The organism is Alphaproteobacteria bacterium (genome assembly GCA_018063245.1).
Lineage (GTDB): Bacteria > Pseudomonadota > Alphaproteobacteria > JAGPBS01 > JAGPBS01 > JAGPBS01.
The window spans coordinates 1-15243 of sequence record JAGPBS010000017.1 but is presented as its reverse complement, the minus strand read 5'-3'; the positions used below and the strand labels follow the sequence as shown (position 1 = coordinate 15243).

Annotated in this window: 10 protein-coding genes; 1 reads left to right on the top strand and 9 read right to left on the bottom strand. The window is 40.3% G+C overall.

What is annotated here, in order from left to right:
• Positions 1-153: 153 nt before the first annotated feature.
• From KBF71_03665 to KBF71_03625, 9 genes are all read right to left on the bottom strand, one after another.
• Entirely contained in the window at positions 154-2673 is a 2520-nt protein-coding gene (locus KBF71_03665; protein ID MBP9877413.1) for a sel1 repeat family protein, read from the bottom strand.
• Positions 2674-2795: 122 nt separating this feature from the next.
• Complete coding sequence (gene pnp / locus KBF71_03660) at positions 2796-4916, bottom strand: polyribonucleotide nucleotidyltransferase (protein ID MBP9877412.1); 2121 nt, start codon at positions 4914-4916, stop codon at positions 2796-2798.
• A gap of 285 nt (positions 4917-5201) precedes the next feature.
• On the bottom strand, positions 5202-5471 hold the full coding sequence (rpsO, locus tag KBF71_03655) for a 30S ribosomal protein S15 (GenBank protein MBP9877411.1): 270 nt from the start codon (positions 5469-5471) through the stop codon (positions 5202-5204).
• Between the two features lie 29 nt (positions 5472-5500).
• The gene (gene truB / locus KBF71_03650) at positions 5501-6448 is read right to left on the bottom strand and encodes a tRNA pseudouridine(55) synthase TruB (protein ID MBP9877410.1); all 948 of its coding nucleotides are present in this window, start codon (positions 6446-6448) and stop codon (positions 5501-5503) included.
• A 247-nt stretch (positions 6449-6695) separates the two neighbouring features.
• Complete coding sequence (gene rbfA / locus KBF71_03645) at positions 6696-7067, bottom strand: 30S ribosome-binding factor RbfA (protein ID MBP9877409.1); 372 nt, start codon at positions 7065-7067, stop codon at positions 6696-6698.
• A gap of 35 nt (positions 7068-7102) precedes the next feature.
• Positions 7103-9751 (bottom strand): translation initiation factor IF-2, encoded by a 2649-nt coding sequence (gene infB, locus KBF71_03640; GenBank protein ID MBP9877408.1) that lies wholly within the window; start codon positions 9749-9751, stop codon positions 7103-7105.
• A 17-nt stretch (positions 9752-9768) separates the two neighbouring features.
• On the bottom strand, positions 9769-10476 hold the full coding sequence (locus tag KBF71_03635; GenBank protein MBP9877407.1) for a DUF448 domain-containing protein: 708 nt from the start codon (positions 10474-10476) through the stop codon (positions 9769-9771).
• A gap of 26 nt (positions 10477-10502) precedes the next feature.
• On the bottom strand, positions 10503-12014 hold the full coding sequence (gene nusA, locus KBF71_03630; GenBank protein MBP9877406.1) for a transcription termination/antitermination protein NusA: 1512 nt from the start codon (positions 12012-12014) through the stop codon (positions 10503-10505).
• 26 nt (positions 12015-12040) lie between these two features.
• Positions 12041-12574: a ribosome maturation factor RimP gene (locus KBF71_03625; GenBank protein MBP9877405.1), complete on the bottom strand. Its 534-nt coding sequence runs from the start codon at positions 12572-12574 to the stop codon at positions 12041-12043.
• A 247-nt stretch (positions 12575-12821) separates the two neighbouring features.
• On the opposite strand from KBF71_03625, the gene KBF71_03620 reads away from it, so the two are divergent.
• Positions 12822-15107, top strand: coding sequence for a sel1 repeat family protein (locus tag KBF71_03620; GenBank protein MBP9877404.1), 2286 nt, complete (start codon positions 12822-12824; stop codon positions 15105-15107).
• The last annotated feature ends 136 nt before the right edge of the window (positions 15108-15243 follow it).

Below are 15243 nucleotides of genomic sequence, written 5' to 3'. Positions count from 1 at the left end.
CATAAAATTTTAGATAAAAATAAATAAATATGCGCTTAATGGTAAATGCATAACATAAGTCATCCCTCTTACGCCATCCGTCTTCATCAAGGCACGACGGAAGGTCCTATGAGTGACAACCATTACTTTCCGCACCAGTCTGATTAATGTCTCTTAGACTCTCCGTGCGCCAGCGCCCCGGGATCTTGAACTCTCATTTGCGAACAAGTGCATTTTCTGATCAATTTTATCAGCTTCATAGCCTTGTTCTCTGGCTCTTTCATAAAATTTGCTCGCTTCATTCAAATCTCTGATTGGGCCGCCAGGATGACTCCTATGATACATTTTTCCAAGCCTATATGAAGCTGGTGCAAAATGCTGCTCAGATGATCGATTGAGCAAGCTCAGAGCACGCGTTGCTCTCTCTTCCGCTGAAAGATAAGCATCAATGCCTTTATTTTCTAAATACATAACACCCAACATATATTCAGATTCTTTGTAATTTTGATTCGCCGCATTCTGAAAATGCTGAACGGCTCTTTGATAAAAGAGACCACTTCCAGCTTCACCTCGGTAACAAATGAGTCCTGACATATGTTGACCTTCGGCATCATTTGCCAATGCAAGCCGCTCATAATACTCAAGAGCTAGCTGGATATTGACTTGCACCTCTGATGTTCCATTGTAGTAAAGAGTTGCCAATTTTTGATGACAATTCATATTTCTGCGATCAGAGCCCACCTTGAAATGATGCAGTGCTTTTGAAAAATTCTTCATATATAAATAAATCTCACCCAATGCAAGTGAGGCTTCTGGTAGAGCCTGCAGCTCAGCCATTTCATAATAATGAATCGCTTTTCCTAAATCAACTTGCCCTGAAACACCATCTCTATAAACAACGCCTAAAGTCAATTGCGCCATAGGATCATTACGTCTCTCTGCCTTATTTATCATCCAACCAATCGCATCGGATTGCCCCATTTGCGCTGCTGTTTTAAGATGCATATACCCAATCATTTCATTAGGAGGCGTGCCATCACCTTTAATGAACATCAAGCCATATCTAAATCGTGCATATGCATGTCCTCTCTGCAAGGCTCTCTCATACCATTCCAAAGCTAATGACTTATCCATCGCAACATTTTTTCCTGATTCATATTGACGGCCAATCTCAAATTCCAGTTTGGCAACTTTGGAATCAGGAACATCATATCCTCGTTTTATTGCCATCAAATAATATTCATAGGCTTTGCTCAAACTTTTATCTCCATCTTCTCCATTCTTAAACATTCTGGCAACCTCAAAATAGAGCTTACCAATCGGTGGATCTTCAACCGGCAACTCCGGATTTTCCTTCTTATACTTAATCACGCGAGAATAATAGTAAAGAGCCTGCAACTTCATAACACGGCTAGGGTACATTGCAAGGTCATTCCCTTTTTGAAGGAAATAGTGATAAATTTCTAAAGTCTTGGCTATTGGAAGCTGGTATCCAGACGCAATTGCTTTCTCATAATACTGATAGGCTTTTTCTATATTAACCTCTGCGCCACCTGTACCCTTTTGATACATCTCTGCTACTTGAACATAGGTACGTTCCATCATTATTTTCAATGGTATTGAATTTCTATTGAGTGGATAAGCCAGTTCAAAATAATGTTCAGCCTTTAATTTATCCGCAACTTGCGTCCGCTTTGCATAAAATTCACCCTGCTTCATTGCGATATCAGCACAATGCGTAGCATTTTTGCCCAGGATCTCCCGATCTTGATGACACATCTCAAAAAAAATGTCCAGACGCTCTTCTTTTGATAGATTCGGATGAAGAGCCCCTAAAAGATACAAATCTCTTAATTCTATAAAATAATATGGCTCTTGCGTTAAAGTTCTTAAATTTTGAAGGCACGTTTTGGGCTCATAGAGTGCCATAATTTGCGTACCAAGTTCAAACACCTTTTCCTCAACACTCTTATAACCAAAGGTCACAGCTAAGTAATAATGTTTAAGAGCACGCAATTGATTAACAACAGGGAAATGATGTTGGTTGATTTCATATTTTTCAGCAACCTGAGCATAACAAAATCCCACTTTTAATTTTGCCTCTTGGCAACCCAAGTTTAAAGCATGACGATAATGAGAAATAGCACTTTCAAAGGATTGAACAGAGTAAGTCGCCCGATCTTCAGTTGTACTCTCACCTCTTTTTTCATAAATATCACCCAATTCAAGATAAAGAGCAGCAGCCTTTTCTTTATCTTGCTGAACAGGAGGAAAACCTTTTTCATAAGAGTCAGCCATAATTGCTTTTGCATCGGCATCACCCTGACTTGCAAGTTTTTCGGTGTAATAAAATGACTGCCTGAAACTATGTATTGTCTTATATGCTCTAATCAATAGCTTTAAAGACCTTAGATCATCTTGATCCGCAGCGATTTTTAATGGTCCTATCGCATCATAAGTCTTGTTAGCATTAAAAAGCGATAATCCCTCTTGATAAAGCTGATCAAGTTCTGCCGCTGTCAGCATTGGCTTTACATCTCGTGCAATTAAAGAGTCTGGCTCAGTTCTGTCAGTATGGACCTCTGAAACACGATTCTGCCCTGGCAATGCAATCTCTGGAGAATTGTCTCTTTGCTCAATCTGTGGTGGTTCTTGTAGATTCTCCTGCGAGAGCGTACGAATCAAATTTGACATGTTATTTTCCTCAAAACCATTTATGAAATTCGTCAGTCATCATATAAAAAAATCATTTAAAAAATAAGGGGATCCACTTAGCAGATCCCCTATGATATAGTAATCTCAACGGATAGTATCGATTAGTGCGCCGCAGAAGCTGGTTCTGCTGAACCTTCAGCTGGTTCAACTTGCTTCATTGACAAACGAATTTTACCACGATCATCAAAGCCAATCACTTTCACTTTCACAACATCACCAAGCTTGAGCTCGTCCTCAACTTTGTTGATACGACGATTCGCAATTTCAGAAATATGAACAAGACCATCATGGTTACCCAAGAAATTAACAAAAGCACCGAATTCAAGCATACGCACAACTTTCCCTTCGTAAATTTTGTTCAATTCTGGAACAGCAACAATGTTTTGAATCCAGTCAATTGCTTTTTTCGAAGCAACACCATCGTTCGATGCAATGCGAATTGTTCCATCATCTTCAATTTCAATCTTCACGCCTGTTGTTTCTGTGATCTCACGAATCACTTTACCACCAGAACCAATCACTTCACGGATCTTATCTTTGTCGATATTGATCACTGTGATGCGCGGCGCATAATCACTCAGATCAGAGCGCGGTGTTGAAATGGCTTTTGCCATCTCACCCAGAATGTGCATACGACCTTCCTGAGCTTGATGAAGCGCAATTTCCATGATTTCTTTTGTGATAGATGTGATTTTGATATCCATTTGCAAAGAAGTAATACCGTCTTTTGTACCAGCCACTTTGAAATCCATATCACCAAGATGATCTTCATCACCCAAAATATCACTCAAAACAGCAAACTGATCCTTCTCTTTAATCAATCCCATTGCAATACCTGCAACAGGTTTTGCCAAAGGAACACCAGCAGCTTGTAGCGCTAATGACGATCCACAAACAGTTGCCATTGAAGACGATCCATTTGATTCTGTGATTTCAGAAACAATACGAATGGTGTAAGGGAATTCTTCTTTTGATGGCAGAACAGGATTAATTGCACGCCATGCAAGTTCACCATGACCAATCTCACGACGACCAGGCGTTCCCATACGACCAACTTCACCCACAGAATATGGAGGGAAGTTATAGTGAAGCAAGAATCTTTTACGGAATTCACCATCAAGAGCATCAATGATTTGTTCATCATCTTTTGTACCGAGAGTTGCAACCACGATTGCTTGTGTTTCACCTCTGGTGAAAAGGGCTGAACCATGTGTTCTTGGCAAAAAGTCAACTTCACACACAATCGGACGGATTGTCTTTGTGTCACGACCATCAATACGCTGTCCTGTCTTCAGAATGTCTTGACGCACAACTTCGCCTTCAAGTTCTTTGAAAGTCGATTGCAGAACAACAGCTGAATAAAGCTCATTGCCTTCATAAGCACCCAATGCCTCTTTTTTAATCGCATCAATACGATCACGACGGCCTTTTTTGTCGCGAATCTTATAAGCCGCTGAGAGATCAGAACAGACTTTTGCATGCATTTCTTTATAGAGAGCAACAGCATCGTAAGTTGGCTCAGGCATTTCCCAAGGATCTTTTGCACATTCTTGCGCCAATGAAATGATCATATCAATCACAGGCTGGAATGAGTCATGACCAAAAGTCACAGCATCAAGCATTTGTTGTTCTGACAATTCTTTTGCTTCAGATTCAACCATCAACACGCCTTGCTTTGTACCAGCAACAACAAGGTCAAGAGTCGATGTTTCCATCTCAGCCAATGTTGGGTTCAAAACAAATTTGCCATCAACCATACCAACACGCACACCACCGATTGGACCTAAAAATGGCAAACCAGAGAGAGTTAGAGCGGCTGACGCTGCAATAATCGCTGGAATATCAGGATCATTCACTAAATCATGTGTTAAAACGGTTACAATCACTTGTGTTTCGTTTTTATACCCTTTGACAAACAAAGGTCTGATTGGACGATCAATCAAACGGCTTGTCAGTGTTTCTTTATCACGAGGCTTACCTTCACGTTTAAAGAAGCCACCAGGGATTTTACCAGCAGCAAAGTCCTTTTCTTGATAGTTCACAGTGAGTGGGAAAAAATCAATATCAGGCTTTGCTGAGCTCGCTGCAGCAACTGTTCCGAGAACAATTGTTTCGCCATAAGTGACAACAACAGAACCAAGCGCCTGACGGGCCACTTTTCCTGTTTCAATGGTGAGCTTTTTCCCGCCCCACATCATTTCTTTTTTATGTATATTAAACATCTGTTTTTCCTTAGTTGTTTATTCATTTTGATCGGTTGTTTTTAATATGAAATTTCAGACCTTGCCGATCTATCCTTGCTGAAATTTCGCTTTTCGAATTTCTACTTATGCCTAATCTCTGTCTATTCAATTTCTCTTATTTATCATGATGATTCAGAAAAATCAGGTCATTATCAATCTCAAATCGACTTTATAAAGTAAAAACCGCTCCACCTCAGTATAAACTGAAGAGAAGCGGCTTTATTTATCGGTGATGTCGATATATTTGTTTCATCCAATCGTGACTTATCTACGGAGTCCAAGATCAGCAATTACTTTTTTGTAACGTGCTTCGTTACTATTTTTCAAATATTTCAACAGGCTTTGGCGTTGACCAACCATAATGAGCAAGCCTCTGCGTGAGTGGAAATCTTTTTTATGGATTTTCATATGCTCTGTTAAAGCACGAATCCGTTCTGTCAGAATTGCAACTTGTACTTCAGTTGAACCTGTATCTTTATCGCTTGCGCCAAACTGCTTGACAAGCTCTCTTGTTCTTTCTTGTGTAATCGACATCGTATACTCCATTATTAGGTGTTAAAAATTTAGATATTAAAAAGCCTTTTGGCCTTCAAGCAATCCTCTTCTCTGACAACAAATCCAACAAGCCGATTTTGGCACTTCGCCAAATAGACAGGCTCTTGGTCTTCATCACAATGATCTAATTGATTTGACTGAGATACGCTCAGATTGAATCGATTAGGCTCTAGAGAAATTTTTTGCCCATACCTAAGATACTTCTCTTCTTCATCAGAAATAAAAATTGCCGGGATGTCGTCCAGCCCTACTCCCAATGGGTGTAGAAAAGTATTTGATTCGCCATCATGCACTCTTTTTTCTAAAAAATCCAGCGAAATCGTCATATCTTCTGTAATTTTACCTAACCTTGTTCGATGAAGCGCAATAACAGTCGCACAAGTCCCAAGAACCTCGGCCAAATCGACCGCAATTTGCCTGACATAAGTCCCCTTGCTACATGAGACCAGAAACTCTGATTCCCCTGAATCATGCCCCTCCAAACTCAGTAATTGCAGGGATTCGATATGAACATCACGCTTTTCACATTCAAATTCAACATTTTTGCGCGCAAGATCATAGGCCCTTTGGCCATCAATCTTAATCGCAGAGTAGCGCGGCGGCCTTTGAGAAATATGACCAACAAATTGAGGAATTGCCTTCAAAATTGCATCAACAGACGGAATAATTGGCGATGTTTTGATAATCTCACCCTCCAAATCACCTGTGGCCGTTTCAATACCCCATTTCACTTTAAAGCGATATTCTTTATCGGCCTTTTCAAGATAATAGATTGTCTTACAAGCCTCACCAAAGGCCAAAGGCAGAACGCCTGTTGCAAGTGGATCAAGCGTTCCAACATAGCCTGCTTTTTTCACAGACAAAAGCCGCTGGCACTGATTTAAGATCTTACGTGACGTAAGGCCAAGTGGCTTATTCAAATAAATCCAGCCGTTGAGGGTGTTGCCGTTACTCATTCATGTTACCTTTTAAATGTTGTATTACAACTGTTTTATTGACGATTGACTCCAGCAGAACCCTACCATCATCTCTTGTTTTGTAATAAAAAACCGTCATTCAGAGCCACCTCCCTAAGAGGTGGCGTGGAATCTCATCAAATTAACAATTGAACACAATGTTTATTGTGAGACCTTGGAGACTCCACGCCCTCCTGAAAGGAGGGCTCTGAGTGACGTTGTACTACCCCACTCAATCTGAAACACCTTACTTCTTAATCTCATTAAGAAGCGTTTCAATTTTTTGTGCATATTCAAGCCTTGTATCATATTTAAAACGCAGCTGCGGCATTGTTCTTAAATAGATAGCCTTCGCTAAAAACTTCTTGAAGATATAGGCATTCTTATTCAGAAGCTCAATTGCCGTATCAACTTCATCCTTTTCAAGGGCTGACACATAGATCATTGCATTTCTTAAATCAGGGCTCATCGACACTTCAGTAATCGTAAGGGAAATCGAGGGAAATCCCATAATCATAAAATCACCACGCGCAATAAACTGAGCCAATGCATGCCTGACTTCTTCCGCTACTCTTAATTGCCGCTGGGACGGCCCTTTACTAGCCCCATGTTCTCTCATTTAAAATATCCAAATTCTTAATATATATTGACGCTCTATAGGCTTTGCTGAATGTGCTCAACCTCAAAGGCCTCGATCACATCGCCAACTTTAATGTCTTCATAATTTTCAAAAGCCATACCGCATTCAAAACCTTCGCGTGCTTCTTTCACTTCATCTTTGAAACGCTTCAATGTTTTCAATTTACCTTCATGAATCACCACATCATCGCGGAGCAAGCGAACACCTGCACCTCTGCGGATAATACCATTTGTGACCATACAACCACCAACCTTACCAATCTTGGTAATGTTAAACACCTGACGAATTTCAGCATAGCCCGTAAAGGTCTCTTTGCGTTTTGGCGCAAGCATTCCAGAGAGCATACCCTTCATATCATCAATAATATCGTAGATGATTGAGTAGTATTTAATCTCAATATGATCTTTTTTAGCGAGTTCACGCGCTTGCGGATTTGCACGAACGTTAAAGCCAATCATAATTGCATTTGATGCTTTTGCCAATGTCATATCCGCTTCCGTAATCGCACCAACGGATGTATGAATGATCTTCACACGCACCATATGCTCTTCGCCCGTAATTTTTGTGAGCGCAAAAGCAATCGCTTCAAGAGAACCATGAACGTCACTCTTCAGAATCACAGGCAATTCTTTCATCTCATCAGACTTGATTTTATTGAACATTTCTTCAAGACGTGATTTTGAATAGACCTGCTCTTGAGACAATTTAATCTTACGCTGACGGTAGGCTGCAATTTCTTTTGCCTTTGTTTCATTTTCAACAACGATGAAATCATCACCCGCACTTGGCGTTCCTGTCAGACCAAAAATCTCGACTGGTAATGACGGCATTGCTTCTTTAATTTGCTGACCACGGTCATTGATGAGCGCACGAACACGACCCCATTCAGAACCCGCAATAAAGATATCACCAACACACAAGGTTCCTTTTTGAACCAGAATCGTTGCAACAGAACCTCTGCCCTGCTCCAACTTAGATTCAACCACCACACCCTGTGCTTTTTGATTTGGGTTTGCTCTTAAATCTTGAATTTCAGCCTGGAGCAAAATAATTTCCTCAAGCTTATCAAGACCCATTTTCGATTTGGCTGAAACTTCAACAGTCAGATACTCACCACCCATATCTTCCACAACAATTTCATGTTGTAAAAGATCTTGCTTCACCTTATTTGGATTAGCTGTTGGTAAATCGCACTTGTTGATTGCAATGATAATTGGCACATTCGCTGCTTTTGCATGGTTAATCGCCTCGATCGTTTGTGGCATGATCGAGTCATCTGCTGCAACAACCAACACAACAATATCTGTCACATTCGCACCACGTGCACGCATCTCAGTAAAGGCTGCGTGGCCAGGCGTGTCAATAAAGGTAATACGGCTTTTGTCTTTCAGTTGAATCTGGTAAGCACCAATATGCTGTGTGATTCCACCAGCTTCTTTCGCTGCAACGTCTGTTGAACGTAAAGCATCAAGCAAGGATGTTTTACCATGATCGACGTGGCCCATAATCGTTACCACAGGTGGACGAGGAATCATCTTATCTGAGCTCTCATCAGTGGATTCTCTGATACCGATCTCAACGTCTGAATCAGCAACTCTTTGAATCTTATGGCCAAATTCAGAAGCAACCAATTCTGCTGTATCCGCATCAATGACCTGATTGATTGTTACCATAATGCCAAGCTTCATGAGGGATTTAATCACATCAGCACTGCGTTCTGCCATACGGTTTGCAAGATCTTGCACCGTAATAAATTCTGGCAGAATCACATCACGAATGATTTTAACCTTTTCAATTTCCTCGTGTTTCATTTTTTTCTTTTTGAAACGACGATTACCTGACCCAAACCTGCCTTCTTCGTCTTCAGAATAACCGCTGAGAACTTTAGACACATTCAATTTATGTGTTTGACGCTTCTCTTCAGCTCTGCGAGCCAACGCTTTAAGAGCTTTGCTTTTTTCTGTTTCTTCTTCGTCTTCAATGAAACGCTTATGATCAACACCTTTTTTAAAGGGTGATGGAGTATGTTCACGCGTTGAAACAGCTTGCTGCTCTCCAAAACTTTTGGTACGCACAGCTGATGAATCAGCTGTATTGCTTTGTGTCGTTGGTGAAGCCGGTCTTCTTTGCTGTTGCTCTTTGAGCTGCTCATTAATTTCATCGCGCTCTTTCATTTCGTCTTGACGCAACGATGTTTTATCAACAGTTTTTAATGGCTTTGCAGGCACTCTAGCTGCTTCTTGACTCAGTCGTTTCTTCTCCTCACGCTCAGCGAGCATCTGTTCACGCTCTTCTTGTTCAGCTGCCTGTTTCGATTTTTCTTCTGCCTGTGCGTTCTTTAAAAGAGCCTGTACATTGATTTTTGCATTCTCAGCACCCTCACTCGCTCTTGATGAAAGCAATGCTTTTGCACGTGCATCGCGCTCCATATCTAAGCGCTGCGCATCTTCCCTGCGATTTCCAACTGAGCCACCTTTTGCAGATGAACCAGGACGATCAATCGTCCGTTTCTTTTTGATTTCAATGGAAACTGACTTTTTAGAAGGATTGAATGACCCTCCTCTTGCAGCTTTTTGTGCAGCATCACCATCATTCTTCAAACCCAATGTTGAAGATGAAAGACTTAATGTCGTATTTGAATTCGCTTTTTTATCGGATGTCATATCTTGTACCTACTCTATTAATACTGTTTTACCACAAATGACGAATTTTCATAGTAATTATTTTGTTTATGTGTCTCATTTTTCAAACCGTTATATTTATGCAACTTCCGATATAAAAATAAAATTTTCTCTGACAAAGGTGATCCCTTCATATAAAGATAGACAACATCATCGCGTCCAATTGCTTTTGAGAGCTCAAGAACAGAAAGACCTTCTATCTCAGCAATCCCCATAGCTCTGGCTTTGGCTTGTAATTTGTCAAGATTAACCCCAGACTCATCCGCATAAAGCAGAAGCCCAGTAAAACCGGAATCTTTCTTCGCTTTTTTGGGATCAGATAAAAGCTTCAAGTAAGACTCTATCTTCTCAAACCCATGAATGACATCACCCTTTTTTTGAGCAAAACCCAAAAACGAAAGGCACTTAAGCTTAAACCGATTCACAATATGCTCATGCGATACAAAGTCTAAAAGAGGCCTGCCCTTTACTGCCTTATCAAAAGCTTTTGATTTCAGAGCCTTATCAAAAGAATCACGACTTGCTTCAAGCCATACGCCTTTACCTGGCAATTCTTCATCTAAATCAAAGATCAATTGATTCTCAGGTGATAAAACAAAGCGAAACATCTCCTCGCGCGGCAGTAACTTCCGGCTCACGATACAGGTTTTTAAACCTTGCTTCGCTTTGTCTGTTTGACGAATCTGATCGTTTACAATATCACCCAAATGAAGATCCTCTATTGATACCCTGATTAAGCCTGTTCGTCTGATGATTCAGCTTGCTCTTCGTCAGCAAACCAATGGGCGCGGGCTTTCATAATCAAATCATCAGCTTTGTTAAGTGGCATTTTAGATGAGCCAATAATATCAGACAATTCATCACCAGCGAGATCAGCAAGATCATCCAGCGACTTCACACCATTTTCAGCCAATTTTACGACCATTTCCTGTGTCAGGCCTTCAAAATTGATGAGATCTTCTTGAACTTTCAGAGATTTGAATTTCTTTTCAATTTCTTTTTGACGCTTCTCAATGAATGTTTCAGCACGATTTTTCAATTCAGCTGCAATGCTTTCATCAAATCCTTCAATCGTTGAAAGTTCAGATGTATCGATATAAGCAACATCTTCAATATCTTCAAAACCTTCTGTCACAAGAAGATGCGCAATCACATCATCCACATCCAAAGCCTCTTTAAAGAGTTCAGATTTTTCTTTGAATTCTTCTTGTCTTTTTTCAGACTCTTGTGATTCTGTTAGAATATCGATGCTCCAACCTGTCAATATTGAGGCAAGTCTTACATTCTGACCACGACGTCCAATCGCAAGAGACAATTGATCATCCGGCACAACAACCTCAAGCTTGTCATTTTTCTCATTCACAATGATTTTTGTCACATCTGCTGGCGCCAATGCGTTCACAACAAATGCAGCTGTATCTTCAGAATAAGGAACAATATCAATTTTTTCACCCTGAAGCTCATTCACAACAGCCTGAACCCTATTTCCACGAAGACCAACACATGCCCCAACCGGATCAAGTGATGGATCTGATGAGAATACAGAAATCTTCGCACGGCTACCTGGATCACGCGCAACTGATTTAATTTCAATTACATTGTCATAAATCTCCGGCACTTCTTGCGTAAAGAGTTTGACCATGAACATAGGATCTGTTCTTGACAAAAAGATCTGTGGACCCTTTAACTCACGACGCACTTCTTTAATGTAAGCTCTGACACGATCGCCCAACTTAAACTGTTCCCTTGGAATCAGCTCATCACGACGAATAATAGCTTCAGCACCGCCAACATCAAGCGTTACGTTTCCATATTCAACACGTTTAACAACACCGTTGATGATTTCACCAACTCTTGTTTCAAATTCATTAAACTGACGCTGTCTTTCAGCATCGCGTACTTTTTGAATGATCACCTGACGTGCAGTTTGTGCAGCAACACGACCAAACTCAATCGGAGGCAATTCGTCTTTAATAAATTCACCCACTTCAACATTTGGCTGAATTGCTTTTGCTTCATTCAGCAGCATTTGTGTTGCTGGATTTTCAATCTCTTCAACAACTTCACGGAAGCGGAAAAGACTCACGTCACCTGATTTGCGGTCAATATGAGCTCTAATATCATATTCATAACCATATTTAGAACGACCGGCTTTGCGGATCGCCTCTTCCATGGCTCCAATAATTTCTTCTCTATCAATCTTTTTTTCGCGTGAGACGCTGTCAACAACTTGTAAGAGTTCCATTTTCTTTCCTGTCCTTAGTGTTGTGGTTAATCTGTAATATCTGAATGATCGCTTGCATCTTTTAATGCCTGCTCCGCCTTATGTTTTTCTTTGAAAAACTTTAGTAGATGATCATTCATCACGAGTTTTGCTTCATAAATGTCTGAAAAAGAGAATGATACCTTTTTACCAGAATCTTCGATAAAAAGAACGTCTCCATCTACTTTTTCAAGCATGCCTTTAAATTTCTTTTGTCCATCAATCGGATCAAGCAGTTCTACTTTGATTTCAAAGCCAACATATTTAGCAAAATCTGTTAATTTCACCAATGGCCTATCAATCCCCGGCGAGCTCACTTCAAGATAATAAGCACCAGAAATAACATCTTCTACATCAAGAAGCGTCGCCACTTCACGACTGATCTTTTTGCATTCATCAACTGTTGGCCCCTCACCCTTCTCATTCTCAATCATGATCTGGAGAGTCCGTGATGAACTCATAAATTTAAGGCGTACAAGATGAAAGCCATTTTCATCCAGTATGGGTAAAACCAATGCTTTTAGTGTTTCTTCTAGTGTCATTTACGTAAGCCTACTTCTAACAAATTCCTAGCCAAAAAATCCTACAAAAAAAGTGAGCCAGAGCTCACTTCAAAGGATTATTATTCAACTATCTAGGACAATACTGAACTTTTCGCCAAATTGCAAGATAAATTTAACCCTCAGCGCCTCTTTTTTAAAAAGAAACCCCTTCCAATTATTTTTATTTCAAATTTTAAATAAACATGATAAAATAATTGACAGTGAGAGAAAAAACAAGGAGAGAATCATGTCTTGGTTTAGTTGGCTAATAGGAAAACCGGCACCTGAGCAACCATCGCCTGCCAAAAACGAAGAAGCACCAAAGCAAGAAAAACCTGCAGCTGCAAAAGCTGAGGCGCCTCAGAATATTGACAAAGTCATGAAGGAAGTTGACCTTCACATCCGTGACTCTCGCACCAATGATTCTCAAAAGACCTTTATCGCCCTCAAAAGCGAACTCTCAAAACTTCTCTTTGAGCTCTCAACTCTTCAGCAAGAGGGCAAAGACACTGAAAAGAAACTAAAAGAGATCGAGAACAAAAAAGCAGAGATCCTGAATCAGATCAGTCTTGCCAGGCCTCGCACTGAGGCTCCCAAATCCAAAACACTCATTCATCAAGATAGACTCCTCAACAAATTTGTGGACATTCTTAAACAGCTCCAAGCTCAAAACCCCGCCGCTTATGATGAAAAAACCATCAATAGCATCATAAAAGATCTATTAGAAGGTCAGTGCCAGGGCTTTTCTCTCTATTTTACACAACTCGCCCTTTTAAAAGATCCGACTGATCAATCCGATCGCACGCACGAATATAATGATCTCATGAATGACATTCTAAGATGGGATGGCGATTTATATGAAGCACCTGAAGGATTTTCATACATCAAATACCAAAATGGTGATAAACAAGGCCTGACACCTGATCAAGAAGCACGTCTAGCTTTTACAAACAAAGTCAAAGAGCTGATTCAAATCATCCGCTTTGAACAACAAAACCTCATTGAAGTGGGTCAATGGGGTAAAAATCAAATATCTGAAACAAATGACCTCTTAAAACAAATGCCTTCCGTTCCTTATAATCAAACCCATTTAGTAGATTTTAGAATGATTCTAGGTGATAAATTCCAAGTCAGCGAAACAACTCAAATCATGGCTGGTCTCGCTGATATAACCCATTTTCTTCCCATGCTTGAAAAAAATCTCACCGAAAACAATGTTGCCAAATTATCTGTCTTGATAGGAATATCCGGACATGGCATTTCTATCATGAAGCGCGAAGGAAAATATTACTATTTCGATTCTAATAACACAGGGATCGAAGAGAATTATAATCCTCACCATAGCGCGCTTTCTTATGATTCCCTTGAAAAAATCGCTGCTTATATACAAACGAAATATAAAAATGAAGCATCACCAGACCATCCAGACTTCTCACCAATGGGTAGAACTCGTCTTTGCTTCATCAATCTTCAATCAACGCCTATAGACTATCCAACCGCTGAAGAAGTGAGCAATCAAATAGATCAAGAAAATCTCAGTTTTCTTGACTCAAAAGCTCCCTTTCTTTTTGATGAGAGTAAAACAAGCCTTAACGCGGAAGAGATTGAATCCCTCTTAAAAATTGATCCAAAAATTTTCCAAAGACTACCCTCTTTTTCTTTATTTCACATCGAAAAAATCACACTTCCTGATCCAGAAGATAGTTTCGATCCTCTCAGCCTTTTTTACCTTCTTAAAGCAGCACCCAATACTGAAATCTCAGGCAAAGGCGAAAATTTGGCTATAGCCCTTTATTATAAAGGACGTCAATTACATCAAAAATCAACCCTCCCTGAAGCCGTAACATTCTATAAAAAGGCTTCTGATTTAGGAAATCTCAAAGCAAACATAAACCTTGGGAAAATCTACCTCTATGGTAACGACGATATCCCCAAAGATATAGCTATGGCTCGTCATTACTACGAGCTCGCTGCACAGAAAAGCCGCGATAAAGTTGAATTGGAACTCGGTAAGGCTATAGACTTTCTCTATTTTGTAGCAGAAGAAGGGGGTAGCGATGCTCAATTGCGCCTCGGTGAAATATATGAAGAAGGATTTGTGATTGTGGATGCTGATTTAGATATAGCCATTGAGTATTATGCACAAGCCGCCGAACGAAACAATCCTGAGGCGCTTGAGCGTTTATCAATACTCGCGAAAAGAAATGATCTCCGCAAAGATCAACGCTCACTCATCGCTGACATTCTAAAAGATGATTCAATACGAGGTGAGTCAGAAACAGATAAAGCCCAAGATCATTTAAAAAGAGCCGCATTCTATCTGACAGAAGGCAACCTTGAAGATGCCTATGAGATTTATAATGGCATGGCCGAGTATGAAAACAATCCAGAAGCTCAATTCCAGCTGGCAAAAATGTATGAACAAGGCCTACATGTTGAGGAAGATCTCGAGCGTGCAAAAGACTATTATGAACGCGCCGCAAGTCAAGGACACGAAGAAGCCAATGCACGGCTCGAGGAGCTTATGAGTTGAGCAGAGAAACGTCATATATGGACGCCGATGATAATACAAGAAAAAAATCGAAAGCGATGTGTATAAGGAGAATTGAAGCTGTCATATATTCGGCATCTATGCGCCATAATGGTTTCTGCATTCTGCTTTTGATCCC